The sequence below is a fragment of the Delftia sp. CH05 genome (genome assembly GCF_009827015.1).
Taxonomy (GTDB): domain Bacteria; phylum Pseudomonadota; class Gammaproteobacteria; order Burkholderiales; family Burkholderiaceae_C; genus Comamonas; species Comamonas tsuruhatensis.
On the sequence record NZ_WUMG01000009.1, the window covers coordinates 76,883 to 103,443 of the forward strand.

A 26,561-nucleotide genomic window follows, 5' to 3' on the forward strand; every position below is an offset into this window, starting at 1 on the left:
TGGATTGTCGATTCCCGATAATTAACTTTGTCTCGGCATTTTTGATACCGTTTGTTGCAATCAGTGCCTCAGCAACTGAAAGGGTGACAAATGGGAATCGACTCCACCATTGTGCGTGCTGCCATACACCCGGGAATTGGTGTGGCGCGTATTGGCAATAGCCCGGATGGGTACTATGTCGGCCCCGAGCTGATGCATGTGCCGCCCATGGCGCCGGGCAGCCTGCGTGATGCGCAGGGCGCGCTCAAGCGCCAGGCTGCGCGCTTTCGCATCTACGGCTACAACGCCGCAGGCGAAGTGGTGCGTGAACTCACGGCCGACCAGGACGAAATCGAATGGGAAGTCGAACTGGCCAATACCAAAGCCGCCTGGTATCAATTCCAATTGGCGCTGGACGTGCCTGAAGCCGCAACGGCCGATCCCACGATTTTGCGCAATGCCACGGTGAAGGACCGGAAAAGCCTGGCCATTCGACCGGGAGCCCGCCGAATTGCCAAAGGCTCGGCCCCGGTGGCATTCGATAGCGGTAGTTTCTGCGGCAAGCCGGTTTATCTGGGCGAATTGCGCATTGAAAAGACGGGCCAGCTTCTCGTGCTGGGAGGCCGTGGCGTCTCTGCCTCCGTGGATGGCTCCAAGGCCACCACGTTCGCGAACAACGAGGGCTGGCATGACGATGTGGCCGACGGCCCGGTGCGCGCGAAGGTCGTCGTGGACGGCGTTTCCGTGCCGGTGGATGCGGCATGGGTCACGGTTGCGCCGCCCAACTACGGCCCGCAGATGAAGTCGGTGCGCACCATGAAGGACCTGATGGAGGATGTTTTCATCCGCTCGGGCATGGCTGCGTTTCCGCTGCAGGTCTCCTTCAGCCGGCACATCCTGCCCATACTCCAGCGCCAGAGCAGCCTGCAGTGGGCGAACAAGGGCTTTGCATCCCAGTTCGGCTGGGGCGGGGCGGCCAGTGCAGATGACGAGGCGTGGATCGCCAGGCTCAACAGCCCGGGCACGACCTGGGCCGAGCTGCGCCAGCAGGTGGCCAATGCCTTCCGGCGCTTTGACCGGGACGGCGCATCCCCCCAGCCCTGGCCCTGGCTGTATGGCGACGCCATGGCCGTGCCGCCGGCCGACACGCCGCGCCAGCATGCGGCGCTGACGGCCACGCAGCTGAGGATGCTGGACCTGTGGGCCGCAGGCCACTTTCTCTCCGACTGGACGCCCGGCCAGAAGTACCCGGCCCAGCTGTCCGATGTGCCGCTGCAGGAGCAGCCCACCATGCTCGACCATGCCGCCATGGACGACTGCCTGGCCGATGCCTTTCACCCGGGTTGCGAGATCACCTGGCCCATGCGCCACGCCAGCATGTACCGGGCGCCATTTCGCATCCGCGAGGCGGCCGAGAACCCGCCCGAGCTGCAGCTCTACGGCTCGCGGCTCACCCCCGCCGTGGCGCTGTCCGAGAGCGGGCCGCTGTATGCACAGGTGGCCGGTGACCTCACGCGCTGGATGGCCGTTCCCTGGCAGACCGACACCGCCAGCTGCCGCAGCGGCTACTACGCCGGCTACGGCCCGCGCTACGACCCCTACCTGCCCACGTTCTGGCCGGCCCGCGTGCCCAACCAGGTGCTGACGCAGGAGGCCTATGAAAAGGTCATCGATACCGAACTGCCGCGCGATCAGCGTGTCGCCGCCTTCAACCGGCGCGAGTCGTGGTTCCGCACCCTGGGCGAGGGAGGCTATGAGAGCGAAATCAACCGCATGATCAGCCACTTCGGTGACATGGGCGTCATCGAGAATCGGCCGGGCCCGCTTGGCGACAAGGACTTCCCGCCGTTGATGCAGGTGGAAAACCGCATCGCCCCGGCGCCGTCGCACATGCTCAAGACTGCCGTGCAACCGGCCGGGCAGGAAGCGCCTCCCCGCATCGAGCCCTTCGACGCAGACAACGAAGAGCAGCTGCGCGCCCTGACGCAGCGCGGCCCGGTGCTGCCGCGCTGAATGGCGGCCACGTCTATGTCTGCGCATGCCATGGCCACCGCGCCGCTGCCGGATGAACTGGATGTGCTCGTCGTGGGCGCGGGACCGGCGGGCGCGGCCGTTGCCGCGCAGCTGGCGGGGCATTGCCGCGTGGCGCTGGTAGGACGCGCCGTGCAGGCAGGGCGGGCCATTGGCGAAACCCTGCCCGCTGCGGCCCGGGTGATTCTGTCCGACCTGGGCGTGTGGGATGCGTTCGCGGCACAGGGCCACCGTCCTGCCTGGTCGCGGCGGTCATTGTGGGGAAGCTCCGAGGTCATCTTTCAGGACGCACTGTTCGACCCACATGGCGCGGGCTGGCACCTGGACCGCAAGCGTTTCGACGCCATGCTGCTGGAGGCTGCGCGCAGCCGTGGCGTGCCCTGCCTGGTGCCCGCCACGCTGCGCAGCCTGCAGCGCCAGCCACCGGGCGCACCCATGCGCTGGCGCTGCCTGATCGATAGGGCGCAGGGCGACCCGGCGCACGGCCCGTTGGAGCTGTCCTGCCGCATCGTGGTCGATGCCACGGGCCGCGCGGCCCGGGTGGCCCGGCAGGCGGGTGCCGAGGTCCGCCGCGACGGCCGCCTGGTCTGTTTTCACGCCTGGGTGGAGCCGCCATCGCATGAGCATGCAGGCACCACCATGATCGAGTCGGATGCCGAAGGCTGGTGGTACAGCGCCGATCTGCCCGATGGCAGTTGCGTGATTGCCTGGCAGACCGATATCGACCTGCCCGAAGCCCGCCGCCTGCGCAGCACGGCGGATCTGCTGGACATGGCCGATCGCACGGCCCTGGTGGGCGCGCGCAGCGTGGGCAGCCAGGTGCTGGAGCCGTTGCGGGTGGCCGCCGCCCACGAGCAATGGCTGGATGCAGCCAGCGGGGCGGATTGGCTGGCCGTGGGCGATGCCTGCCTGTCCTTCGATCCGCTGGCATCGCAGGGCCTGCTCAACAGCCTGGTCACCGGCAGCGAGGCCGCCCTGGCCGTGCGCCGCAGCCTGGCGGGCGACGCCGGTGCGTTGCCTGCCTGGGATGCGTGGATCCGGCCGATACGCGCCGCGTACCGCAGCCATCACGAGCACTACTATGCGCTGGAGCCGCGCTGGGCGAACGAGACGTTCTGGGCCCGCCGCCAGCGGGCGCCGGAGGCGGGGAACGGAGCCGGCGTTATTGCCGCTCCAGCTTCGCCGTCTGAACGATGGCATTCCAGCGCTGGTACTCGGCCCGCGTGAATTCGCGGAAGGCCTTGGAGTCCAGCAGGCGCACTTCGCCGCCCAGCGCCGTCACCTTGGACTTGAAGTCGGCATGGCCCGCCACCTTGAGCGTGGCATCCTCCAGCCGCTTGACGATGGCGGCCGGCGTGCCCTTGGGCGCCAGCACGCCGTTCCAGGTGCCGGTCACGAAGGCGGGGTAGCCGCTTTCCTTCATGGTCGGCACATCGGGCAGGGCGGGCAGGCGCTGCTCCGAGGTCACGGCCAGGGCCTTGAGCTTGCCCGACTGCACGAAGGGCAGGGCGGGCGTCACGTTCTCGAAGATGAAATCGATCTGGCCGCCCAGCAGGTCGGTCAGGGCCGGCGCGCTGCCCTTGTAGGGCACATGCACCATGTCCAGCTGGGTGGCGCTCTTGAACAGCTCGCCCGACAGGTGGACCGTGGAGCCGCTGCCCGGCGAGCCATAGCTCATGCCGGTCTTTTGCGCGGCGGAGCGTGCCACCAGGTCCTTCACCGTCCTGGCGGGCGTGCGCGCCTCGTTGACCACCAGCACGTTGGGGATGGTGGTGACCAGGGCCACGTATTCGAAATCGCCCAGGTTCTTCTCGCTCAGGTTCTTGTACAGGCTCTGGTTGATGGCCTGGGTGCCGGCCGTGCCGAACAGCAGGGTATAGCCATCATTGGCCGCCGAAGCCACGCGGCTGGCGCCGATGGAGCCGTTGGCGCCGGAGATGTTTTCCACGATCACGGGCTGGCCCAGCGACTCGGACAGGCCCTGTGCCACCATGCGCGCCAGCACATCGGTATTGCCGCCAGGAGCGAAGGGCACGACCAGCTTGACCGGCCGGGTGGGATAGGCATCCGCCCAGGCCTGGGGCAGGGGCAGCAGCGTGGCGCCAAGCAGCGCGGCCGCGCGCAGGAATTGCTTGCGTGAAAGGGTACGGGGCATGGGGGATGTCTCCTTGTCGATGTTCTGGTGGCGCAGCGGCTGGGGCCAGCGGCGGATTTTTCAGGCGGGCCAATGCTGGGTGGTGGCTGTCTTGACGTCAATCAATGTTTTGGCAGGACGTCATGCGGCGGGCGAATGACCTGTCCGGCCTTGCTCGGCAAATGAGAAGGATTGCGTTGACATGCGCCCGTCATTGCGCCTGCCATCACGGCGCAAGGCTCCGGGACTCGCCTGTGGCATGGACCGCACCGCTGCTGAATCCGCCTCCGGCGCTGCCGTGAAACTGCCCGCGAACATGCGGCTTTGCGGCGCCTGCGTGGACGTGCACGATGCGCCCCATGGCATGGGCCGGCGCCCGTTACGGCGCCGGGGTGGGGCGGGCATTGCCGATGTCCATGCCGACGCCAATGCCGATGCAGCTCAGAAATCCGCCTTCAGGCTCACCGTCAGATTGCGCGGCTCGCCCCACCAGCCCTGGTTGTAGAAGCCGATCTGGCTGTAGTACTGGCGGTCCAGCAGGTTGTTGAGCTGCACGCTGGCCGACCAGGTGGGGTCGAGGCGGTAGTGGGCCGAGAGGTTGACCACCAGGTAGCTGCCCTGGCCTACCTGCACGCTCTGGCGCAGCGGGTTGGTCACGTTCTGCCAGATGCGGCTTTGCCAGCGCAGGTTGCCGCCCAGGCTCAGGCCTTGCAGCGCACCCTCGAAGCTGCGCATGGCCGTGAGCTTGACCAGGCTGCGCGGGTGCGTTGTGTTGAAGGCGGCGCCGCTGGCGCTGCGCGCCGTGTAGTGCGTGTAGCTGGCGCCCAGGCGCCAGCCCCGGGCCGGCTCGCCGCTGAGTTCCAGGTCGATGCCGCGCACCTGCGCGCCCTTGACTCCCCGGTAGGCCTTCTGGTCCGTGGTGCCGTCGATGAATTCGCCCGTGTCCTGCGCCAGGTTGTCCTGGCGGGTCTGGAACAGCGCGGCAGAACCCTGCAGCCGGTCCTGCAGCCAGGAGCCCTTGAGGCCCAGCTCGAAGGCCTGGCCGGTGATGGGGTCCAGGATGCTGCCTTGCTTGTCGCGGTAGTTCTGGGGCGTGAAGATTTCCGTGTAGCTCAGGTAGGCCGTGTGCCGGGCATCGATGTCCCACAGCAGGCCGGCGTAGGGCGTGATTTCGTTGCTGTAGCGGTAGTCGCGCAGGCTGCCGAAGTAGTTCTGGCGCGTGGACCAGCGGCTCAGCCGGGCACCGGCCACGGCCGTCCAGCCATCGGCCAGCGACAGGCGCCCCACGGCATAGCCGCCGCTTTGGCGCATGCGGCTGTCGTCGCCGCCGTTGGAGACGTCGGACCAGCCCGGCTCGGCCAGGCTGCCGTTGCGCCAGTCGAGGAAGTTGTCCGTGGCAGGCGGCGTGCCCAGCGGTGCGTAGCGGCGGATGTCGATGTCGTCGCGCACATGGTTCCAGCCCACGGCAATCTCGTGCTGGCGCCCGAACAGCGCGACCGGGCCGCTGGCCGTGAGGTGCAGGCTGTCGCGCGAGCGGTCGCCCCGGTACTTGATGAAGGAGTTGGCCATGCCCAGGCCGGTGCTGGCGTCCGGCGCGCCGCCCCGGTAGACGTAGCGCATGTCGTAGTTGCCGTCGTTGCGGCTGTAGGCGGCGCGCAGCAGCCAGCGGTTGTCCAGCCGGTGCGTCAGGTCCAGCGTGGCCGTGGTGTTCTCCGTGCCGAAATGCGACCAGCGCGTGTTGTTGGACACCGAGCGGTCGAAGGCCGTGCGGCTGCCGTCCGCATAGAACAGCGGAAAGCCGGCGCCCATGCCGGGACTGGTGTTCTTCTGGTATTCGAGGCTGGTGACGAGCCGGGTGGCGGGCGTCAGGGCCGCGCTGACCACGGCGTACAGGCCCTGCCTGCGCTGGCCGAAGTGGCTGACGTAGCTGTCGCTGTCCGATTGCACGGCCACGACGCGGCCATGCACGCGGCCTTCGCGGTCCAGCGGCAGGGACAGATCGGCCTCGGCGCGGCGCAGGTTCCAGCGGCCCAGCGTCAGCGATGCATGGCCGCCCGCCGTCTCGCGCGGCTGCTTGCGCACGAAGTTCACCGTGGCCGACGGATCGCCCGAGCCATTGAGCAGGCCCGTGGCGCCGCGCACGATTTCCACGCTGTCGTAGAAGGCGGTGTCCATGTCGGTGGCGCCGAAGTTCCACAGGCTGTTGATGGGCGAGGCCAGCCCGTCGAACTGGAAGTTGCTGACGCCGAAGCCGCGCGAGGAAAACTGGTAGCGGTTGCTGTCGCTGCGGCTGACCGACAGGCCGGGCGCGGAGGCCTCCAGCGTCTGCGAGACCGTGAGCTGGCCTGCATCGTCCATGAGCTGGCGCGTGATCACGCTGACCGACTGCGGAGTTTCGCGTGCCGACAGTTGCAGGCCCGTGGCCGTGCCTGTGGAGCCGCTGGTATAGCGGGCCGTGCCTTCGGTGGTGCCGGCATCGGCGGCGGCGCGCACGGTGACGGTGCCCAGTTCGGTGTCGCCTTTCCTGGCAGGGGGCCTGTCCTCGTCGGCGGCCCAGACTGCTGACGCAGGGGCGGCACACAGGGCACAGATCAGCAGGGACAGGGGGGGCCGCGCGCCTTGTGGGTGTCGCGGGGCGGGGTTTTGGATGCGAATGCTCATCATTTCCATGGTCCTGGGCGTGAGCCCGGATTGTGGGAAATGTGCGCCGCCGCCGCCTGTTCCCGGCGACGCCAGTCCTATGGCTTGCGACGCAGGCTGCCTTGGCTGGACGCGTGGCCGAAGCGCTGGCGAAAGGCCGTGGCGAAATTGCTGGCGTGCTGAAAGCCCACGCAGTCGGCCGCTTCCTGCACGCTCCAGCCCTGTGCCAGCCGCTCGCGCGCCAGCTGCATTCGGCGCTCGCGCAGCCAGCCGAACACGGTCTGGCCGTAGGCGGCCTGGAATTTCTCGCGCAGCGTGGTCGGGCTCATGCAGGCCAGGCGCGCCAGGTCGTCCAGGCTGTACGCCTGGCCCGGCGCTGCATCCATGCACTCGCGCACGCGCTCCAGGCCGCGCCTGTCCCGGGGATGGATGCGCGGCAAGGGCGCAGGCCGCGGTTGCGCATGTGCCTGCAGCGCGCAGGCCAGCACCTGCAGCGCAATGCCTTCGCGGTGCAGCCGGGCCAGGCTGCCGCTCCAGACGCCATCGAGCAACTGGCGCAGCGACACCGCCAGATGCTCGGGCAGCGACCAGGCATGCAGTGGCGGGCCGGGTTGCCGCATGGCCTGGTGCAGCAGCTCGGCCAGTTCGGCATCGGCGCAGGCCTCGGGCGCCTCGATGGACAGGTTGAAGCCGCGCACCGTCTGGCCTGCCGCATGGGTGGCCTTGAGAATCTCGGTGTCGCCGCACGAGAATGCCGCCGCCGCATGGCGCGTCACGCTCAGTGCACGGCGGGCGCCCGGCAACTGCAGCTCGGCCTGGCCGTCCAGCAGGACCACGGCGGTGAAGCGCCGCGGGTGCTCGGATGTGGATTCATAGCCGTGGTCGATGCGGATGTCGGAGCTGACCAGTTGCAGGCCCGAGGGCAGCTGGTGCTCCTGCACCTGTCCCTCGAAGATGCAATCGTTTTCGGAGACGGCAGAGAGAAAGCGCACGCTGAAACCGTGGCGCTGGCGCATGGCGTCGAGCTGCGCCGTGGTGTAGCGCTGGGAGGAGGAGGGCATGGGTGAGCGGAACAAAAGGCCCGCAGCTGGATTCGAGAATGCTTCTCATTATCCGGGGCTGCAGGCCCGCTCGCCCACAAACCTCAGAGTTTGCGCAGCCGATCCAGTGCCGCGCGCAGCGTGCTGTCCTGCTTGGCAAAGCAAAATCGCACCACGCGCTGGTCGAAGCCGTCGCCATAGAAGGCCGACAGCGGGATGGCCGCCACGCCATGCTCCCGGACCAGCCACTGGCAGAACGCGGCTTCGTCCAGGTCCGACACGGCCGAGATGTCGGCGCAGACGAAATAGGTCCCCGCCGTGGGCAGAAGGCGCAGGCGCGAGCCTTCCAGGCCCTGGCGGAAAAGATCGCGTTTGGCCTGGTAGAAGGCGGGCAGCTGAAGATAGGGCGCGGGGTCGGCCATGTAGCTGGCCAGGCCCGCCTGCATGGGTGTGTTGACGGTGAAGACGTTGAACTGGTGGACCTTGCGGAACTCGGCCGTGAGTGCGGCCGGCGCGGCGACGGTGCCCACCTTCCAGCCCGTGACATGGTAGGTCTTGCCGAAGCTGGAGACGATGAAGGCGCGCGCCGCCAGGCCGGCAAAGCGCGCGGCGCTCTGGTGCTGGCGGCCGTCGTAGACCATGTGCTCGTAGACCTCGTCGCTGATCAGCAGCACGTCGGTGGGCGCCAGCAGCTCCTGCAGCTGCAGCATCTCGGCATCGCTCCAGATGGTGGCGCTGGGGTTGTGCGGGCTGTTGATGATCAAAAGCCGGGTGCGCGGCGTGATGGCGGCGGCAATTTTGGCGAAGTCGGGCTTGAAGCTGCCCGGCGTCAACGGTACGCGCACGGGCACGCCGCCGGCCAGCTCGATGTTGGGCACGTAGCTGTCGTAGCAGGGGTCGAGCACGATGACCTCGTCGCCAGCATGCACGGTGGCCAGGATGGCGGTGAGGATGGCCTGCGTGGCGCCGGCCGTGACCGTGATCTCGGTGCCCGCATCGTAGCTGCGGCCGTACAGCGCCTGTATCTTGTCGGCCATGGCCTGGCGCAGCTGGGGCAGGCCGGGCATGGGCGGGTACTGGTTGTGGCCAGCCTGCATGGCGGCCGTGACGGCATCGACCAGCCTGGGGTCGCAGCCGAAATCGGGAAAGCCCTGGCCCAGGTTCACCGCCTGGTGCTCGGCGGCCAGCGCCGACATGGTGGTGAAGATGGTCGTGCCCACATGGGGCAGGCGGCTGGGGAAGGCGGGCGTGCGGGGCGTGGCAGAAGTCATGGCGGAAACAGCGGACAGCGGGAGCGGACCCGCACTGCAGGTCCGGTGGGGCGGAGGATCAGAGTTCGTAGTCGTGCACGTGGCCGTTCATGGCGCGCATGATGAGATCGCGCGTCAGGCGGTCGCTGAGCAGTTCGGCGAATCGGTAGACGAAATTGCGCAGGTAGGCACCTCGCTTGATGGCCACGCGTGCCACGCTCTGGCCGAACAGGTGGCCCATGGGGCGCACGACCAGGTCATTGACCGGGTCGTCGCGCATGGCCATTTCGGCCACGATGCCGATGCCCAGGCCCAGGCGCACATAGGTCTTGATCACGTCGGAGTCAATGGCCTCCAGCACGATGCGCGGACGCAGGCGGCGCGTGGCAAAGGCCTGGTCGATCTTGCCGCGACCCGTGAACGAAGGGTGGTAGGTGATCAGCGATTCGTGGGCGATGTCGTCCAGCGTGATGCGCTCTTTCTGCGCCAGCGGGTGGCCTGTGGGCATGACCAGCACGTGCTGCCATTCGTAGCAGGGCAGGGTGACGAGATCGGGGTAGTCGGCCAGGGATTCGGTGGCCATGCCGATGTCGGCCACCTCGTCGATGACCATGCGCGCCACCTCTGCCGGAGTGGCCTGGTGCAGGCTGATCGTGACCTTGGGATACAGGTCGCGCAGCCGTGCCACGGCAGGCGGAAGCACGTAACGGGCCTGTGTGTGGGTGGTGGCAATCGACAGCGTGCCGCTGTCCTGGGCGCTGTACTGCTCGCCGATGCGCTTGAGATTTCCGATCTCGCGCATGATGAGCTCGATGCTCTTGAGCACCTCCAGCCCGGGTTCGGTGATGCGCTTGAGGCGCTTGCCGTGGCGCGCAAAGATGTCGATGCCCAGCTCCTCCTCCAGCTCGATGATGGCCTTGGAGACGCCGGGCTGCGAGGTGTGCAGGGCCTTGGCCGCCTCGGTGAGGTTGAGGTTGCGGCGCGCCGCTTCTTGGACGAATCGGAATTGGTGCAGGTTCATGGCGGTGACAGCAGGGTGCTGCACGCCATTATGCTGCATTTATATAAAGAAGCGATTCGTTATTTCAGCTTCCCGGTGCGCCACGGGGCTCCGTGGCCACCAGTGCCAGTTCTGCCAGCAGGGCCGTGACACGCGGATGCTCGCCCACGGCCGGCTGCAGGTCCACGGCCACCTGCGGATGGGTATCGCTTATCTCCTGCACCAGCTTCGGGATGTCCTCGCGCGCATGCTTGCCCGTGCCAAGGAACAGGGGCAGCACGGTGATGTGCGTGGCGCCGGCCTCGACCAGCCCGCGCGCGGCGGTGGGCAGGTCGGGCGCGCAGGCCTCCAGGTAGGCGCAGGCGGCCAGGGATTGGGGATGCGTCTGCTGAACGGCCTTCAGCACGGCCTCGATGGGTTGGCGCCACAAGGCGTCGCGCGAGCCGTGTGCCAGCAGGATCAGTCCGGTCCTGCCGGCAGATGTTGTCTCGTTTTGCATGGCAACGGTCCTAGCGGCGCAGCACCAGCCAGGTGAAGGCCGTCAATGAAAGAAGGCTGTAGAGCAGGCCCGGCGCCGCAGCGGTCAGCCAGGGCGACCAGGTCTGCAGCGTGCCGATGTAGCCGAACACGTTGTTCAGCAGGAAGAAGCTGATGCCGGCCATGACGCCGCCGAACACATAGGCCGCGATGCCGCCCGAGCGGAAATGCAGGTAGGCGAAAGGCAGGGCCAGCACCACCATCACCAGGCAGCTCATCGGGTAGAAGACCTTGCGCCAGAACTCGATCTCGTACTTCTGCGCAGCCTGGCCGTTGGCTTCCAGGTGGCGCACATACTGGAACAGCGAGATGGTGGACATCCGATCGGGCTTGAGCAAAGCGGCCGAGACCATCTCGGCGCTGATGCCCGTCTTCCAGTTCATGCTGTCTTCTTTCTCGCGCTGCAGCACCATGCCGCCGTCGGGCTTGGCCGTCAGGCGGCTGGCCTGCACGCCCTGGAGCATCCAGGATTCTCCGTCTTCGCTCACCTGCGCCGATTCCGCATGGATCTGGGCAGAGATGCGGCCCTGGCCGTCAAAGTCGAAGATACGCACATTCGAGAAATCGCCCGGCCCGCGAATGGCACGCACGTTGATGGCAATGGAATGATCGCCCTGGCGCTCCTTGAGCCAGGCACCCGTGGCCCCGCGTGACAGCTGGGCCAGGTGGATGGCGCGGATGTTCTGGCCCGCGTTCTCGGCCGCAGGTGCCAGGTAGTCGCCGGTGCCGAAGGTGACCAGCACAAAGCCCAGGCCCAGCACCATCAGCGTGCGCAGCGCCAGCCAGGGGCCCATGCCGCTGGTGCGCATGATGGTGAATTCCGAACTCTGGGCAAAGCGCGCCATCACGTAGATGGTGCCGATCAGCACGGTGATGGGCATCAGCTCGTACAGGTGGCTGGGAATGCGCAGCACCACGAAAAGCAGCGCGTGCGTGATCTTGTAGCCGTTGTCGCCGCCGCGCCCGACCCATCGCAGCTCATCGACCAGATCGAAGAAGAAGAACAGCGCCAGGAAGGCCAGCGTCACATAGCCGACGGCCGCGATGATGTCGCGGTACAGCAGGTTTCTCAGAACTCTCATCATGGCACCGCCTTCGCGTCGTCCAGGGCAGTCGGCTTGCAGGGCCTGCGCCACAGATCGCGCGGCGACCAGCGCCTGTGCCGCACCAGCAGCACCAGCAGCGCCAGCAGCAACGTGCCGCCGTGCAGCAGGGCCGTCATGGCGGGCATGCTCAGCTTGCCCGAGGCCACCCAGTTCTCGCCCAGCGTCATGAGGTTGTAGTACACGATGAAGGCGAACAGCGCGAGCATGAGGCTGCCGCTGCCACCGGCACGCGGGTTCACGCTGGCCACGGCCAGGCCCAGGATCACGAAGTTCAGCGCCGCCAGAGGCAGGCCTATGCGCCAGCCCAGTTCGGCGCGGTAGATGGGTTCGGTGCGCGGCAGCAGCTCATGCGTGTACGTGCTGCGCGCGGCCATTTCCTCGGCGGCGGCCAGATTGTTGCCGCTGCCGAGCTGCGTGCCGTATTCCTTGAACTCGCTGATCTTCACCGAGCCGTCGCTGGTCTGCGTCTCCATGCGCTGGCCGTCGGTCAGCACGGCCATGCGTTCGCCCTTGACCACTTCCAGCCGCGCCCCGCGCGCCGAGGTCACGGACTCGCGCCCGCGCTCATTGGCCACGATGAACACATTGTTGGCAGCGGTGGCGCTGGGCACGTCCTTGTCGATGAAGAACACGCGCGAGCCGCCGGCAGACTCCTGGAACTCACCGGGAGCGATGCGGTCGATGTCGCTGCGCTGCTCGAACTGGGTCTTGATCTGCTCGATCTGCTGATTGGCCCAGGGCAGGATGCCCAGGCCCAGCACGGCGATCACGGCCAGCACCGGCCAGGCAAAGCGCAGCAGCGGGCGCAGCAGGCTGGCCAGCCCCTGGCCTGCGGCGAACCAGATCACCATCTCGCTGTCGCGGTACATGCGCGACAGCGAACCGACCACGGCCACGAAAAGTCCCAGGCCCAGGATGGTGGGCAACTGGCCAAGCACCGTATACCCCATGACCAGCAGAACGTCGGAAGGGCTGACATTGCCCTTGTAAGCCTGACCCAGCGTGCGGATCAGCATCATGGTCATGACGACCGTGATCAGCACCACGACCGTGGCACCGAAGCTGCGGGCCAGCTCTTTGCGTATGGATGAATCGAATAACATTGGCTGAAAGGAAAACGCCGATTATGAACTTTGAACTGAAGCCGTTGACGACTGCCGCTGCAGTACGTGAAAAGTGTGACCTGTTGTTGGTGCTGGTGACCGAAGCCACGGCCACGGGCAGCGACGCGCTGTCCACCCTGGTCGCTCACGCGGTCAAGGCCGGAGATTTCGAAACGGCAGCCGGCAAGCAGTTGGCACTGTACGGCCTGCCGGCCGTGGCCGCCCGCCGCGTCGTGCTGCTGGGCGCGGGCAGCGGCTCGGCCCGCGACGTGCGCCAGGCCGTGGCAGGCGCAGGCTCGGCCCTCAAGGCAAGCGGCGTTGGCAAGGCCGTGCTGTGCTTCGGCTTCGAGGCCACGGGTGGCGCTGTTGCAGCAGCGGTGGTGGCAGCGGCCGATGCCTGCTACAGCTATACCCACACCAAGCCCCAGGCCAAGCCTGTGGCGCTCAAGAAGCTGGTGATCGCGGCGACGGGCGCCAGTGCCGCGTCCGGCAAGTCCGGCGACAAGAGCGGGGACAAGGGCGGCATCGCCGCCGCTTTCAAGATCGCCGTGGCCCAGGCCGAAGGCATGGCCCTGGCGCGCGAATGGGCCAATCGCCCGGCCAACCACGCCACTCCCATGCTGCTGGCCGACGCAGCCCGTGCCCTGGCCAAGCTGCCCGGCATCAGCTGCAAGATCCACGGCCCCGCCGAAGTCGCCAAGCTCGGCATGGGCGCCTTCATGGCCGTGGCCCAGGGGTCGGAGCAGCCGCTGCGCTTCATCGAGCTGCACTACAACGGCGGCGCCAAGGGCGCCGCGCCCGTGGTGCTGGTGGGCAAGGGCATTACCTTCGATACCGGCGGCATCTCGCTCAAGCCTGCCGCCGAAATGGACGAGATGAAGTTCGACATGGGCGGTGCCGCCAGCGTGCTGGGCGTGTTCCAGGCGCTGGCCCAGCTGCAGCCGGCCATCAACGTGGTCGGGCTCATTCCGGCCTCCGAGAACATGCCCGGAGGCGCAGCCGTCAAGCCGGGCGACGTGGTCACCAGCATGAGTGGCCAGACCATAGAAATCCTCAACACCGATGCCGAAGGCCGCCTCGTGCTCTGCGATGCGCTGACCTACGCCGCCCGCTTCAAGCCCCGCGCCATGGTGGACATCGCCACGCTGACCGGTGCCTGCGTCATCGCCCTGGGCGGGCTGCGCAGCGGCATGTTTTCGCCCAGCGACGAGCTGGCCCGTGCGCTGGAGCAGGCGGGCGATGCCGCGCTCGACCCGTGCTGGCGCATGCCGCTGGACGAGGAGTATGGCGAAGGCCTCAAGAGCAATTTCGCCGACATGGGCAATGTGGCAGGCCGCGCAGGTGGTGCGGTCACGGCGGCCAAGTTCCTGCAGCGCTTCGTGGGAGACATTCCCTGGGCTCATCTGGACATCGCCGGCACGGCCTGGAAGAGCGGCGCCGCCAAGGGCGGCACGGGCCGCCCCGTGGGCCTGCTGCTGCACTACCTGCTGGCCAGCGTCGATGCCGGCAAGGCGCCATCCAGGGCCGGCGCGCCCAAGTCGGTTGCGGCGCCCAAGGCCGGCTCTGCCAGCCGCCGCAAGGCAGCCGCTGCAGTCCAGCCGGAGCAGGCCTGATGGCATCGTCCCCATCCGCACGGGCCTGCGCGAAAGGAGCGTCGCTTGACTGAAGTGGCGTTCCATTTCAACGCGCCCGACAAGCTGGCCTATGTGTGCCGTCTTGCGCGCAAGGCACTGCGGCATCGCACGCAACTGGTGGTGCTGGGATCTTCCGCGTCGCTCAAGGCCTTGTCGCCCAGGCTCTGGAGTGTCTCGCCCACCGATTTCCTTGCCCACGCCGTCGAAGGCGATGGGGCCGGCATTGTGGCCTTCTCGCCCATCGTGCTGCTGGAGCGGCTGGACAGCGCGCCGCACCACGACATGCTGGTCAATCTGGGCGGCGATGTGCCAGAAGGATTCGAGCGCTTTGCGCGTGTCGTTGAAGTGGTGTCTGCCACCGATGAGGAAGACCGGCATCTGGCCCGGCAGCGCTGGAAGCATTACGTGGCGCAGGGGATTTCCATCAAGCGCCATGACCTGGTCCTCAAGGAGTAAGCCATGAGCGCTCCCTCCAAAACCCCGCCACGCTTTGTTCCCACGCTCACCGATGTCGTGCCGGTCGATGCAGTGCAGTCGCCGGTGGCAGAACCGCCCGCTGTCGCTGCTTCCGAACTGCCGCACAGTGGCGAGACCGATTCCTGGGCGAGCGAAGGCATGCTTGCGCCACGCCGCGGCCTGGTTTCCATGCCCGCGTCCCTGCCGCCGCTGCCCCTGGATCTGCAACCCCAGCGGTCCGTGGTCGCCGAGCCTGCGCCGCCTGGACAGGGCCCGCGGCCTGCAGTGCAGCCCGTGCATTCCGACTATCTGCCGCCCAGTGCGCCGTCCGTGGAAATGCAGCTGGCCCAGGAGAGCCGTCTGCTCGAAGTGGCCGGAGTTGCCGAACCGGCCGATGTGCCAGAGGTGGCCCCGGCCGCACCGATCGAGGACGACATTCCTGCCGCGCCGGTGGTGCAGGCCGACGCTGCCACGCAAGGGGTCGAGCCGGATCCGGCATCTGCGGCACCTGGAGCACCTGGGGCATCACCCGCCTGTGCATTGCCCACCATGGAGTCCATCTGGGACAGCCACGCGCAGCAGGTCACCGAGGAGTATCTGGTCCATCGCCTCATGCAGCGCGTGGACCTGGTGCTGGACCAGCGCCTGCGTGATGCCATCGCCACGGTGGTGCAGCAGCAGACGCGATCCATCGTCGTGCGCCTGCGCGAAGAGGTGGAGTCGGTGGTGCGCCAAGCCGTCTACGAGGCCGTGGCCGACGAACTGGCCCACCGGGCGAGTGCCGCACGCGGCGATGCTGTACAGGGCGGGGGGCGTTGATCCGTGATCGGGTAGGCGGGTGAAGGGCGAGGTGCCCGCCTGACCCGGCCTTCAGCCTGCGCGTGCCGGGCCTGAGAACACCTCGGGATTGAGGATGTTGCTGGGCTGGCCTGCAGCGAAGTTCACCACATTGTCGAAGGCGGCGCGGAAATACAGCTCATAGCTGTCTTGCTCCACATAGCCGATGTGCGGCGTGCAGATGCAGTTCTCCAGCCGCAGCAGTGCGTGGCCCTGGAGAATGGGCTCGCTCTCGAAGACATCCACGGCCGCCAGGCCGGGGCGGCCACGGTTGAGCGCGCCCAGCAGCGCATCGGCCTCCACCAGTTCGGCGCGCGAGGTGTTCACGAACAGGGCTGTGGGTCTCATGCGCGCCAGATCCTGCGCGGTGACGATGCCGCGTGTGGCCTCATGCAGGCGAAGATGCATGGACAGCACATCGGATTCGGCAAAGAAATCCTCGCGCGAAGCGGCGGCCGAAAAGCCGTCGGCCTGGGCCTTCTGGCGCGAGGACTCGCTGCCCCAGACCAGAACCTTCATGCCGAAGGCATGGCCATAGTGGGCCACCAGCCTGCCAATGCGGCCATACCCCCAGATGCCCAGCGTGCGCCCGTGCAGCACGCTGCCCAGCCCGAAATTGGCGGGCATGGACGCCGCCTTGAACCCCGATTGCTGCCATGCGCCGTGCTTGAGGTTGGCGATGTACTGCGGCAGCCGCCGCGTGGCCGCCATGATCAGCGACCAGGTCAGCTCGGCCGGTGCGATGGGCGAGCCCACGCCCTCGGCAATCGCAACGCCCTGGTCGGTGCAGGCCTGCACATCGATATGGGCGCCGGCCTTGCCGGTCTGCGCGATCAGCTTCAGGCGCGGGAGTTTTTCCAGCAACTGCCGGCTGATCTGCGTGCGTTCGCGGATCAGCACGATGATGTCCGCATCGCGCAACCGCACCGACAGCTGGCCCACACCCTTGACGGTATTGGTGAAGACCTTGGCGTTGAACGGCTCCAGCAGCCGCGCACAGTCCAGCTTGCGTACGGCGTCCTGGTAGTCGTCAAGAATGATGATGTTCATTGCCTGTGAATCTCTCATAAGCCTTTGATTTATCTCCGGGTTGCCGCGCAAGAGGTTGTCGGCAAATGTTCTGATCCGCTTTTGCGCTTTGCCCTGGGCATCATCAACGCCTACCTGAACCGGCCTGCCTGACTATTGTGTGACGCTTGCGCAGCCAGGGCCCCGAGGCCCGACGGTCACATTGTCGTTCAACCAGCCCCGGGCTTGAGGCTGAAGGCTTCGGCCCGCGCCAGATCGCGCAGCCGTGGTTACACAAGCCGCGCAGATGCCGGCAAGCCCTGGCAGGTGAAACCGGTCACTGGCACGCTCTGTCGCCCGCGCAGCTGTATCAGCGAATTACACCCTGCAACGCCTTGCGGACCCCTGGTCGGACGGGACTTGGGGGTTGCCACCTGCCGGCGAAGCCGGTGAAGGCCGAGAGTGTGATGGACCGCGCTCAGTCGCACTCAATCATGGTTCCACCCAGTATTCGGCAGCTCCGCCCTTGACTGTCACTGATGAATTGGCCGTTGCGGTTGTAGATTCCGCCATTGCTGTCGTAGCAAAGTGCACCATTGCAACTGGATAGAGGAACAGGCTGGGCCGCCCGCGGTGTGAAAACCGGCTTCGGTGGTTCCTGCATCAGCGGCGTATTGGAGCCGCATGCAGCATTGACGCTGGTGATTGCTGCATTGGTGCGTATCCGTTTTTCATCCAGGGAAAGGGTGCGAATGCTGGATACGAATTCCAGCTCCTTGCGCGCCTCCTTGCACTGGGAGGATGCGCCGAGCTGCTCCGGTGCAGGAGCATTCGCCTTGCGGGCCTGCTGTTCGATGACGCGCTGCTGGCTCTCGATCTGGCGCTGCTGCATTTCGTTCATCTGGCGCTGCTGCTTTCGCTCATTGGCCTCCGCGGCCTCGGCCCGTTCGCGGTAGATTTCATCGTCCGATTTTTTGCGCTGTATCAGTGCGCCGGATTGGTCGCTGCTGCAGGGGCTGTCTGAAAAAATCAGTTTTCCAGAAACATCCTTGCATTGATAGACCTGGGCGGCGGCAGGTAAAGCCAGAAATGTCGCAACGATTGTCAGAGTCAATAGGCGCATATGCATCTCGGTGAATGAATGGGAGTGATGGTATCCCGGTACGGTGAATTGGTTGAGGTTAAGTTATTCCAATAGGCCGCTGCAAGGGATGCAGGGTCGGTATTGCCGCCAGGGGATGGCTGCCTGTGCTCGCTTGCCCGGAGTAAACTCGACCACCGCAGCACTGGCTGCACGATGGGAATGGAGCTTCCCGAAACCGCCCTGCAAGGGGCTGATGGCTCCTGCCTTGGTGGGGCGTGTCCTGCCGGTGGCAGGGCCGTGTCTTGATCCTGCCCGGCGCGCCCGTCCCGGTTGTTTGATGAAAGGACGGTCATGGGTATCTACGGTTTCATTTTGGTGTTCGTGGGCGGCGGCCTCGGCTCCGCGCTACGGCATGGCTCGAACCTGCTTGCACTGCGGCTGGTGGGCAGTGCCTATCCGCTGGGCACCTTGGCGATCAATGTGCTGGGCGCTTTCGTGATGGGGGTGGTGGTGGAGTGGTTTGCGCTCAAGACTTCGCTGCCGCAGAGTGCGAGGCTGTTCATCACCACGGGCATTCTGGGCGGCTTCACCACGTTTTCGACCTACGCACTGGAGATCGGCATGCTGTACGAGCGCGGCGACTGGCTCGCTTCCGTGCTGTATGCGCTGGGTTCGCTGGTGCTGGGCGTTGCCGCGCTGTTTGCGGGGCTGGGGCTGGTGCGGATGGTGGCCCATTGAGGCGCCCTGATTGCGCTATGCTGTGCGCCATGGCCCGCCTGAACGCAACGCAGATTATTCGCACCATCCATTGGATGGTGGGTTAGCCAGCGGCCTTCGGCGCCATGCAACCCGCCCAGAAGAGGCGGGTTTTTTCATTCCGCCTCCAGGGTTTTCACAAGCCTTTCAGGAGATGGATATGCAGGTTTTCGAACCGTCCCGCCATGCGGACGACGCCCAGGCCGATTCCCGCGCTGCGCGGCCGGCCACGCTGCACATGGTCTGCGGCAAGATCGGCTCGGGCAAGTCGACGCTGGCACGGCAACTGGCGGCGCAGCCCGGCACGGTGCTGGTCAGCGAGGATTCCTGGCTGGCCGGTTTGTATCCTGGCGAGATGCAGTCGGTGGCCGACTATGTGCGCTGCAGCGCGCGGCTCAAGGGATTGATGGGGGCACATGTGCAGGCGCTGCTGGATGCCGGCGTTTCAGTGGTGCTGGACTTTCCTGCCAACACGCTGGAAGGCAGAGGTTGGGCGCGCAGCGTGTTCGAGAGGGTGGGTGCCTCCCACCGCCTGCATTTCCTGGATGTGCCCGATGAGGTCTGCAAGCAGCGCCTGCGTGCGCGCAATGCGGCGGGGGATCATCCCTTTCAGGCCAGCGATGAGCAGTTCGACCTGATCACCAGCTACTTTGTCGCGCCTTGCGCACAGGAGGGCTTCGACGTGGTGCATCACCCGTATGTGCGGGCCTGACCGCAAAGGCCGTGCGGCCGCCGGCTCGCCCACTGGAACGCCTCCTCGATCGCCTACTCAATCCCCGCCAGACCGTGCCTGCACTTGCACCCAATAGCGTGTACGGGTGCTCAACTGCAAGGGGAAGCGGCTGACGAGCGCGGCCAGGGCGCGATCGGTGTCGTCCACGGGAAAGGCGCCCGAGACACGCAGGCCTGCCACCTCGGGCGTGCAGCCCAGGTAGCCGGGCCGGTAGCGGGCGAGGGCGTCGATCAGCTGGCCCAGCGGCATGTCCAGCGCGATCAGTCCGCCTTCGTGCCAGCTGGCGGCAAAGGGATCGGCAGACGCGGGTGGCTGGGCGGCGCTGGCCGAGAAGGCGGCGTGTTGCCCGGCCTGCAGCTCGGTGGGGGTGGCTTCGCTGTCCAGGGGCTGCAGGCGCACGGTCTTTTCCTGCACGTTGACATGGCACAGGCCGTCGTCCGCGACATGGACCGTGAAGCGCGTTCCCAGGGCCAGTACATGGCCTTGCGGGGTTTGCACACTGAAGGGGCGGCCCAGTGCGTCTGGCCCGGTGGCGACGAGGATGCGGCCGCGGTAAAGGCGCAGCAGGCGCTGGCGGTCGTCGAAAGCCACGTCCACGGAGGTGGCTGTATCCAGGGCCACCAGGGAGCCGTCGGGCAGCGTCAGGTCGCGGCGCTCGCCAGTGGCGGTGCGATGAGCTGCCTGCCAGTGCTCGAGCGGCGCGCCTTTCCAGGCGAGCCAGGCCGTGGCACCACTGCCCAGGCCAAGGGCCACAGCACGCACCGCAGAACGGCGATTGGGGTCGGAGCGGCGGCCCAGCGCCTGGCGCGCCAAGGGTGCGGGCAGATGCGACAGCTGTGCGGTGACGGATTGCACGCGCAGCCAGGCGCGCTGGTGGGCGGGGTCGGCCTCGTGCCAGTCCGTCCATGCCTGCTGCAGGCTTGGCGTCACCGCGGTGCCGCGCAGTTTCACGTGCCAGGCAGCGGCCTCATGCAAGGCCCGTCGGTCGTTGCTTTCCAAAGATCCCTCGCCCATGTGGCTATGCCAGGACCAGGCAGCAATGCTCCATCGCCCGGGTCAGGTAGTTGCTGACGGTGCGCAGCGACACGCCCAGGCGCTCGGCGATCTCGGGGTAGCTCAGTTCCTCGAAATGGGACAGGACGAAGGCTTCGCGCACCTTGGGTGCAAGGCCCTGGAGCATGCGGTCCACGTCGAGCAGGGTCTGCTGGACGATGGCCTGCTCCTCGGGCGAAGGCGCCAGCGACTGCGGCAGCTGTGCAAGATAGTCCAGATAGGACTGCTCCAGCGTGCGGCGGCGAAACAGGTCGGTGACCAGGCCGCGGGCGATGGTGGCCAGGTAGCGCCTGGGCTCGCGGATGTCCTGCTGCGGCACTGGCGAGCGCAGCAGGCGCACGAAGGTGTCCTGGGCCAGGTCGGCCGCATCGTCACGGTTGCCCAGGCGCTTGCGCAGCAGGCTTTCCAGCCAGGGATGGTGATTCTGGTAGAGGCTGTGCACGGAGAGGGCTTGTGCGAAAGAAGCGGGGAGGCCGGGCGTAGAAGCCGAGATGGGCAACGTGGCGGTCTCGGTTGCAAAAGATAATAAGAATGCTTATCAATTATCTTTCACGCAGGCTTTACTCCTGAGGACTGGGTATCTTTCTGTTGCATGTGCGCTACAGGGAGATGCTGGCGGAACTTCCACGCCGGCCCTGCGCCGGGCGATTGCGCTGGTAGGCGCTGGGCGGAGCGCCAAAGCTGCGCCGGAAGACGGCGGTGAAGGCGCTGGGACTGTCGTATCCATGGGAGAGCGCCACTTCCAGGACCGAGGCGCCAGCGGCCAGCCGGGGCAGGCTGAGCAGAAGACGGGCCTGGCGGCACCATGCGCCGAAGTTCATGCCGGTCTCGCGCAGGAACAGGCGTGCCAGCGTGCGGGGATGCATGTGCAGCCGCTGTGCCCAACTGGCCAGGCCGGCGTCCTGCGATGGGTCGTCCACAAAGCTGCGGCAGCAGGCGGCCAGGGCGCCATGCCGGGGCATGGGCACGTGCAAGGACAGGGCGCGGGCGCGCTCCATTTCGTCGAGGATCAACTGCATGACACGCTCCTCCCTGCCGCCCAGCGGGTAGTCCATGGGCAGCTCGATGGCCTCCAGCACGAGTTCGCGCAGCAGGGGCGTGACCTGCATCACTCGGCAGTCTTGCCACAGGCCGGGCCGCAGCCCCGGCTCCACGAACACGGTGCGCATGGCCACGGGGCCGGCGGCCATGTGGATGGCGTGCAGGGACTGTGGTGGAACCCAGACGGCGCATCCCGGGGGGACGACCCAACTGCCCGAATCCGCGCGGATCAGCATCACTCCCTCGGTGGCATGCAGCAGCTGGCCGCGGCGGTGGGCATGCGGTGCGATGGCAGCGCCGGCCGCCATGTCTGTGGCAAAGGCCACGACCGGGCGGGCCGTGTGCTCGCCGTGCGGGGGCAATGGAGCGGCCGCAGGCACGTCATCCAGGCAAGCGCGTGTGCGGGCATGGGAAAGTGGGCCACTTTGCCGGGTTGTCATTTTCTCGACGATTGTTGTTGCTTCGTAGCAGGAATGCAGATCATGCACTTTCTACGATGACCCACTTTCAATCCGCAGGAAAGTGGCAGGTATGGAGATGATTTCCCTTTCGAGAATGACGGACGTGACAGGAGGCAGGGCATGAACCGCGCACGTCTGGGGCTGCTTACGGGCACGCATGCCATCAACGACCTCTACCAGGGACTGGTTCCTGCGCTGTTGCCCTTCATGGTGCTGGAGCGCGGCTACAGCTATACGGAAGCCAGCGGCCTGATGCTGGCGGCCACGGGCCTGTCGAGCATGGTCCAGCCGCTGTTCGGCCTGTATGCCGACCGGTCGCCACGGCCCTGGATGGTGCCGGCCGGCTTTGTGGTGGCCGCCCTGGGCCTGGCCCTGGTGGGCATGAGCCCGGACTACTGGGTCAGCTGGTTGGCTGCCGTGCTGTGCGGCCTGGGGATCGCGGCCTACCATCCGTCCGCAACGGTGGCGGCCCGCATGGCGGGCGGCAGCTCGCAGAAGGCGATGAGCGTGTTTTCGGTGGGCGGAACGGCGGGGGCATCGTTCGCTCCCATGCTGGCGGCGGCCGTGGTGGGCGCAGGCGCCTTGCACCGCAGCTGGATGCTGGCCCTGCCTGCAGCGGCCATGCTGGTGCTCTGGTATGCCTGTACCTGGCGGGATGGAGCCAAGGACCATTGCGCCACCCGGCGCCCGGCCGTGGCGCAGGGCGAATTGCCGGCCAACCACTGGCGCGCCTTCTTCCTGCTGTGCGGGGTCATCGTCTGCTGGTCGATTCCCTATGTGACGGTGCTGTCCACCCTGCCCATGTTCGTGACGCGCGAGCTGGGCGGCTCGGACTTCATGGGAGCGGCCACGCTGACCTCATTCACAGCCGCTGCGGCGGTGGGTACTTTGCTGGGGGGCACGCTTGCAGATCGCCGGGGGCGCATGCAGGCCATCCGCGCCGGCTACCTGCTGGCATTGCCTGCTCTGGCGGCCCTGGCCCTGGCCTCCACGCCATGGATGGCGCTGGCCTGCACCATGGCCCTGGGCGTGTGCATGTTTCTTCCGTTTGCCGCCCAGGTCACGCTGGCCCAGGACTATCTGCCGCGCAACCAGGCCACGGCCAGCGGGCTGACCCTGGGGCTGGCCATGTCGATAGGCGGCATGGTGGCGCCGTTGTTCGGCATGCTGTCCGATGCGCGCGGACTGCGTTTTTCGTTGAGCGTCGTGCTGTGCATTCTGTGCGTTGCCGCGGCGCAGGCGTGGTGCATGCGCAATCGGCGCAGCGAGGGGAGTGCTGCACCGGCGGCTGTCAGGGCCTGATGCGCAGCCCCTGCCGCTGGGCAAGGCAAGAGACAGGCCCGGGCTCTCGCAGACCGGGTGGACGGGTTGGTCTCAGGGCGACCTCAGGCCGGTGTCTGCGCGCCGTGCGCTTCCATGCGTTCCAGGGCGGCACAGACATCGGCCATGCGGCCCGAGATGAACAGGCATTCGGGCTGCTCCTGCGGCGAGCGCTGGATGATGCGCAGACCCGAAGGCAGGGCCTGATCTGCCGGAAGGGAGGGCAGTTCGGGTTGCAGGGGCAGCAGCAGCTGCGCATCCCTGTGTTCTGGCAGCCGTGCTGACTTGCTGCGCCGCTGCTGGCTGCGGCGGCGGGCCTTGCTGAAGGACAGGATGGTCGCCTGCTCGGATTGCACAGGCGATTCGGGCTGGATGGTGCGCATGGCGGGCTCCATGGCGGCGGCGGGCAGGCGAATGCCCTGTGCCAGGCGCAGGAAGGACAGAGAAGACAGTGTTGGCAGAGCGAATCCCATGTGACGACTCCTGTTGGCGTATTTCAAAGAGGCATGGACACAGGCAGGATTGCGGTTTGCGGGCAAAGCTCCGCCCAGGGCGAAGCTGCAAGGCTTCGCGCCTACCACCTGGGCGGTGCATGAAGTAGGGGGTGGCAACCCGTGCAGGGCTGCCCGTCCGGCTTACATGGACATGCTGTTGCGGATCAGCCCCACGGCCAGGCCTTCAATGGCAAAGGCCTCTTCGGGAGCGACGCGGATCACCGGGTAATCGGGGTTTTCCGGCAGGAGCTCCACGCCCTGCGTGGTGCGGCGCAGGCGCTTGACGGTGACTTCATCTCCCAGGCGTGCCACGACGATCTGCCCGTTGCGGGCTTCATGCGCGGACTGCACGGCCAGCAGATCGCCGTCCATGATGCCCGCGTCGCGCATGGACATGCCGCGCACGCGCAGCAGATAGTCCGGGCGGACCTGGAACAGGCTGGGTTCGACGGAATAGGTCTGGTCGATATGTTCCTGGGCGAGAATGGGCGAGCCCGCCGCAACGCGGCCCACCAGCGGCAGCATCAGCGGCGCCAGGGCCGACAGCGGCAGCCCGAAGCTGGTGCCGCGTGCGGCATTGATGTTGCGCACGGTGTCGGTACGCAGGCGAATGCCGCGGGAGGTGCCGCTGACCAGTTCGATCACGCCTTTGCGGGCCAGGGCCTGCAGATGTTCCTCTGCTGCGTTGGCGGACTTGAAGCCCAGCGTGTTGGCGATTTCCGCGCGGGTGGGGGGCGCGCCCGTGCGGGAGATGGCGGCCTGGATCAGGTCCAGGATCTGTTGCTGGCGGGCGGTGAGCTTGGGATGGTCGAGCATGGCGTGCGTCCGGTCCTTGAATTCAGATGGCAGGCAGAGAAGTCATCTGATGATTTATACAGTATCTGTATTTTTAACCAGTTTTCCAAGAGGTGCAAGTGGGGCAGTCAAAGTTGGTGATTCTTGGCACGGGCGGCACCATCGCCGGCCGGGCGGATTCGCAGTCGCAGGCAGTGGGATACAAGGCCGGACAGATCACGGTGCAGTCGCTGCTCGATGCCGTGCCGGATCTGGAGCAGCAGGCGCTGGGGCCTGTGCAGACGCAGCAGATCGCGCAGGTGGACAGCAAGGATATGGACTGGTCCGTGTGGCGCGCGTTGCTGCGTGCCTGCACGCAGGCGCTGGAGGATGCGGACACACGCGCCGTGGTGATCACGCATGGAACGGACACGCTGGAAGAGACGGCCTGGCTGCTGCACAGCCTGCTGCCTGCCGCCAAGCCCATAGTGCTCACTTGCGCCATGCGCCCGGCCACGGCCCTGCTGGCCGACGGACCGCAGAATCTGCGCGATGCCGTGACCGTGGCCGCCAGCGGCGGGCGCAGCGGTGTGTGGGTGGTGGCCGGCGGCGAGGTGCATGCGGCGGCCCAGGTGCAAAAGGTCCACCCTTACCGACTGCAGGCCATGCGCTCCATGGAAGGTGGCCCGCAGGCCGTGGTGGAGGAAGGACGCGTGCGCTGGCTGGTGCCTGATGCGCCGGTCACGCCGGTCGCCCCCGTTGCGCGGATGGTGACTTCCGCTCCCGCTCTGTCTGACCTGCTGGCGCTGGATGAGCTGCCCTGGGTCGAGGTGGTGTTCAGCGGTGCCCTGGCGCGTGCCTGCGGCGTGGATGCGCTGGTGGCCGCCGGCGTGCGCGGCATCGTGGTGGCCGGCACGGGCAATGCGACCATTCACGAAAGCATGGAAGCGGCCTTGCTGCGTGCGCGCGACAAAGGCGTCTGGATCTGGCGGGGCACGCGCTGCGCCGAAGGCCTGCCCGTTGCCTCGGGGCTTGGCACGGACCCCGCAGAGGCCGATCTGGTCCAACTGCCCGTGGCCAAGGCACGGATTGCCATGATGCTGGCGCTGGCCGCGCAGCCGCGCGACTGATCCTCCGGGCGTCGCCGGCGCTTCAGATGCAGGCGGGCAACAAAAAAGCACCCGGCGGGTGCTTTTCTGGGGTCTGGCGCATGGCCTGTGTCATTCAGCCAGTGCTGCCAGGGCGCGCTGGGTGATGTCTTCCACCGAGCCCAGGCCGCTGATGGCGCGGTACTTGGGGGCTGCTGCGGCTTCCTTCTCGGCCCAGGCGCGGTAGTAGTCCACCAGCGGGCGGGTCTGGCTGCTGTAGACGTCCAGGCGCTTCTTGACCGTTTCTTCCTTGTCGTCCTCGCGCTGCACCAGCGGCTCGCCGGTCACGTCGTCCAGGCCTTCGACCTTGGGCGGGTTGAACGTGACGTGGTAGGTGCGGCCCGAAGCGGGGTGGGAGCGGCGGCCGCTCATGCGCTCGATGATGGCATCGAAGGGCACATCGATCTCGAGCACGTAGTCCAGCTTCACGCCGGCGGCCTTCATGGCGTCGGCCTGGGGAATGGTGCGGGGAAATCCGTCGAACAGGAAGCCGTTGGCGCAATCGGGCTGGGCAATGCGCTCCTTGACCAGATTGATGATCAGGTCGTCGCTGACCAGTTGGCCGGCGTCCATCACGGCCTTGGCCTGCTGGCCCAGGGGCGTGCCGGCCTTGACGGCGGCACGCAGCATGTCACCGGTGGAGATCTGGGGAATGCCGTACTTCTGGCAGATGAAAGCGGCTTGCGTGCCTTTGCCGGCGCCGGGTGCGCCCAACAAAATCAGTTTCATGGAAGTCCTTGAGGAGAGTAGAAATTCTTGTCTGCCGGATCGGCCCACCGGGGCGGACAGTCCATGCGTCATATTTTTGTCGCGGGCAAGGATAGCACGCACAGGGCCAACACTGGCTTACACGCACGGGGCAAAACTGTCGCCTGTGCAATCGCCAAAACCTGCGTTTTGCTGTCCGACAAAACCGCATGGGCGGTGTTGCTGCAAATGGCG

25 protein-coding genes and 1 riboswitch are annotated in these 26,561 nt (G+C 66.8%); of the genes, 9 read left to right on the forward strand and 16 right to left on the reverse strand.

The window, feature by feature from the left end:
• The first annotated feature begins 90 nt into the window (after positions 1 to 90).
• Positions 91 to 1,992 carry a LodA/GoxA family CTQ-dependent oxidase gene (locus tag GRX31_RS10085; protein ID WP_160852476.1) on the forward strand — a complete coding sequence of 634 codons (1,902 nt, stop codon included), beginning with the start codon at positions 91 to 93 and terminating at the stop codon, positions 1,990 to 1,992.
• A gap of 15 nt (positions 1,993 to 2,007) precedes the next feature.
• On the forward strand, positions 2,008 to 3,237 hold the full coding sequence (locus GRX31_RS10090) for an NAD(P)/FAD-dependent oxidoreductase (RefSeq protein WP_047473469.1): 1,230 nt from the start codon (positions 2,008 to 2,010) through the stop codon (positions 3,235 to 3,237).
• On the opposite strand, the gene GRX31_RS10095 is transcribed toward GRX31_RS10090, so the two are convergent.
• The 8 genes from GRX31_RS10095 to lptF form a co-directional block, all read right to left on the reverse strand.
• The gene (locus GRX31_RS10095; protein ID WP_046985402.1) at positions 3,173 to 4,165 is read right to left on the reverse strand and encodes a Bug family tripartite tricarboxylate transporter substrate binding protein; all 993 of its coding nucleotides are present in this window, start codon (positions 4,163 to 4,165) and stop codon (positions 3,173 to 3,175) included. The two genes, GRX31_RS10090 and GRX31_RS10095, sit on opposite strands and share 65 nt — an antisense overlap.
• A 420-nt stretch (positions 4,166 to 4,585) precedes the next feature.
• Entirely contained in the window at positions 4,586 to 6,805 is a 2,220-nt protein-coding gene (gene fauA / locus GRX31_RS10100) for a TonB-dependent alcaligin siderophore receptor FauA (RefSeq protein WP_237426646.1), read from the reverse strand.
• 77 nt (positions 6,806 to 6,882) lie between these two features.
• Positions 6,883 to 7,845 carry a helix-turn-helix transcriptional regulator gene (locus GRX31_RS10105; RefSeq protein WP_160852480.1) on the reverse strand — a complete coding sequence of 321 codons (963 nt, stop codon included), beginning with the start codon at positions 7,843 to 7,845 and terminating at the stop codon, positions 6,883 to 6,885.
• Positions 7,846 to 7,928: 83 nt separating this feature from the next.
• Positions 7,929 to 9,095 (reverse strand): pyridoxal phosphate-dependent aminotransferase, encoded by a 1,167-nt coding sequence (locus GRX31_RS10110; protein ID WP_160852482.1) that lies wholly within the window; start codon positions 9,093 to 9,095, stop codon positions 7,929 to 7,931.
• A 58-nt stretch (positions 9,096 to 9,153) separates the two neighbouring features.
• Positions 9,154 to 10,095 (reverse strand): CysB family HTH-type transcriptional regulator, encoded by a 942-nt coding sequence (locus tag GRX31_RS10115; RefSeq protein WP_016445880.1) that lies wholly within the window; start codon positions 10,093 to 10,095, stop codon positions 9,154 to 9,156.
• Positions 10,096 to 10,159: 64 nt separating this feature from the next.
• Positions 10,160 to 10,573: a sirohydrochlorin chelatase gene (locus GRX31_RS10120; protein WP_016445881.1), complete on the reverse strand. Its 414-nt coding sequence runs from the start codon at positions 10,571 to 10,573 to the stop codon at positions 10,160 to 10,162.
• A 10-nt stretch (positions 10,574 to 10,583) separates the two neighbouring features.
• Entirely contained in the window at positions 10,584 to 11,693 is a 1,110-nt protein-coding gene (gene lptG, locus GRX31_RS10125) for an LPS export ABC transporter permease LptG (RefSeq protein WP_017407657.1), read from the reverse strand.
• Positions 11,693 to 12,820 (reverse strand): LPS export ABC transporter permease LptF, encoded by a 1,128-nt coding sequence (gene lptF / locus GRX31_RS10130; protein ID WP_016445883.1) that lies wholly within the window; start codon positions 12,818 to 12,820, stop codon positions 11,693 to 11,695. The genes lptG and lptF overlap by 1 nt, the downstream gene beginning before the upstream one ends.
• A gap of 23 nt (positions 12,821 to 12,843) precedes the next feature.
• Between lptF and GRX31_RS10135 the strand changes: the two genes are divergently transcribed.
• From GRX31_RS10135 to GRX31_RS10145, 3 genes are read left to right on the forward strand one after another with little or no spacing between them, the layout of a single operon-like run.
• Positions 12,844 to 14,433, forward strand: coding sequence for a leucyl aminopeptidase (locus GRX31_RS10135; protein WP_160852484.1), 1,590 nt, complete (start codon positions 12,844 to 12,846; stop codon positions 14,431 to 14,433).
• A gap of 45 nt (positions 14,434 to 14,478) precedes the next feature.
• Positions 14,479 to 14,910 carry a DNA polymerase III subunit chi gene (locus tag GRX31_RS10140; RefSeq protein WP_016445885.1) on the forward strand — a complete coding sequence of 144 codons (432 nt, stop codon included), beginning with the start codon at positions 14,479 to 14,481 and terminating at the stop codon, positions 14,908 to 14,910.
• 3 nt (positions 14,911 to 14,913) lie between these two features.
• A complete protein-coding gene (locus GRX31_RS10145; RefSeq protein WP_160852486.1) occupies positions 14,914 to 15,729 on the forward strand; it encodes a hypothetical protein in 816 nt (271 codons plus the stop codon).
• A gap of 51 nt (positions 15,730 to 15,780) precedes the next feature.
• On the opposite strand, the gene GRX31_RS10150 is transcribed toward GRX31_RS10145, so the two are convergent.
• Positions 15,781 to 16,797, reverse strand: a complete 1,017-nt coding sequence (locus GRX31_RS10150; RefSeq protein ID WP_016445887.1) for a D-2-hydroxyacid dehydrogenase family protein — start codon at positions 16,795 to 16,797, stop codon at positions 15,781 to 15,783.
• Between the two features lie 436 nt (positions 16,798 to 17,233).
• On the reverse strand, positions 17,234 to 17,878 hold the full coding sequence (locus GRX31_RS10155; protein ID WP_016453526.1) for a DUF4124 domain-containing protein: 645 nt from the start codon (positions 17,876 to 17,878) through the stop codon (positions 17,234 to 17,236).
• Positions 17,879 to 18,045: 167 nt separating this feature from the next.
• Positions 18,046 to 18,109, forward strand: a riboswitch (Fluoride riboswitch).
• Between the two features lie 81 nt (positions 18,110 to 18,190).
• Here GRX31_RS10155 and crcB point away from each other — a divergent pair.
• Positions 18,191 to 18,577: a fluoride efflux transporter CrcB gene (gene crcB / locus GRX31_RS10160; RefSeq protein WP_016445889.1), complete on the forward strand. Its 387-nt coding sequence runs from the start codon at positions 18,191 to 18,193 to the stop codon at positions 18,575 to 18,577.
• A 178-nt stretch (positions 18,578 to 18,755) separates the two neighbouring features.
• Entirely contained in the window at positions 18,756 to 19,307 is a 552-nt protein-coding gene (locus GRX31_RS10165; protein WP_046239633.1) for an AAA family ATPase, read from the forward strand.
• Between the two features lie 57 nt (positions 19,308 to 19,364).
• Here the strand turns inward: GRX31_RS10165 and GRX31_RS10170 are convergent, their stop codons facing one another.
• From GRX31_RS10170 to GRX31_RS10180, 3 genes are all read right to left on the reverse strand, one after another.
• Positions 19,365 to 20,342 carry a FecR domain-containing protein gene (locus tag GRX31_RS10170; RefSeq protein WP_034363887.1) on the reverse strand — a complete coding sequence of 326 codons (978 nt, stop codon included), beginning with the start codon at positions 20,340 to 20,342 and terminating at the stop codon, positions 19,365 to 19,367.
• 4 nt (positions 20,343 to 20,346) lie between these two features.
• Complete coding sequence (locus GRX31_RS10175; RefSeq protein WP_017405010.1) at positions 20,347 to 20,823, reverse strand: sigma-70 family RNA polymerase sigma factor; 477 nt, start codon at positions 20,821 to 20,823, stop codon at positions 20,347 to 20,349.
• A gap of 157 nt (positions 20,824 to 20,980) precedes the next feature.
• The gene (locus tag GRX31_RS10180) at positions 20,981 to 21,862 is read right to left on the reverse strand and encodes an AraC family transcriptional regulator (protein ID WP_160852488.1); all 882 of its coding nucleotides are present in this window, start codon (positions 21,860 to 21,862) and stop codon (positions 20,981 to 20,983) included.
• A gap of 141 nt (positions 21,863 to 22,003) precedes the next feature.
• Between GRX31_RS10180 and GRX31_RS10185 the strand changes: the two genes are divergently transcribed.
• Positions 22,004 to 23,185 carry an MFS transporter gene (locus GRX31_RS10185; RefSeq protein WP_047472433.1) on the forward strand — a complete coding sequence of 394 codons (1,182 nt, stop codon included), beginning with the start codon at positions 22,004 to 22,006 and terminating at the stop codon, positions 23,183 to 23,185.
• An 83-nt stretch (positions 23,186 to 23,268) separates the two neighbouring features.
• On the opposite strand, the gene GRX31_RS10190 is transcribed toward GRX31_RS10185, so the two are convergent.
• Together GRX31_RS10190 and lexA are read right to left on the reverse strand one after the other, a co-directional pair.
• On the reverse strand, positions 23,269 to 23,676 hold the full coding sequence (locus tag GRX31_RS10190; protein WP_016445895.1) for a hypothetical protein: 408 nt from the start codon (positions 23,674 to 23,676) through the stop codon (positions 23,269 to 23,271).
• Between the two features lie 162 nt (positions 23,677 to 23,838).
• Positions 23,839 to 24,513: a transcriptional repressor LexA gene (gene lexA, locus GRX31_RS10195; RefSeq protein ID WP_016445896.1), complete on the reverse strand. Its 675-nt coding sequence runs from the start codon at positions 24,511 to 24,513 to the stop codon at positions 23,839 to 23,841.
• A gap of 98 nt (positions 24,514 to 24,611) precedes the next feature.
• Here lexA and GRX31_RS10200 point away from each other — a divergent pair, with 98 nt between their 5' ends.
• Complete coding sequence (locus GRX31_RS10200) at positions 24,612 to 25,601, forward strand: asparaginase (protein WP_160852490.1); 990 nt, start codon at positions 24,612 to 24,614, stop codon at positions 25,599 to 25,601.
• 90 nt (positions 25,602 to 25,691) lie between these two features.
• Here GRX31_RS10200 and adk read toward each other — a convergent pair whose 3' ends face one another.
• Entirely contained in the window at positions 25,692 to 26,348 is a 657-nt protein-coding gene (gene adk / locus GRX31_RS10205) for an adenylate kinase (RefSeq protein WP_016445898.1), read from the reverse strand.
• Positions 26,349 to 26,561 lie beyond the last annotated feature (213 nt).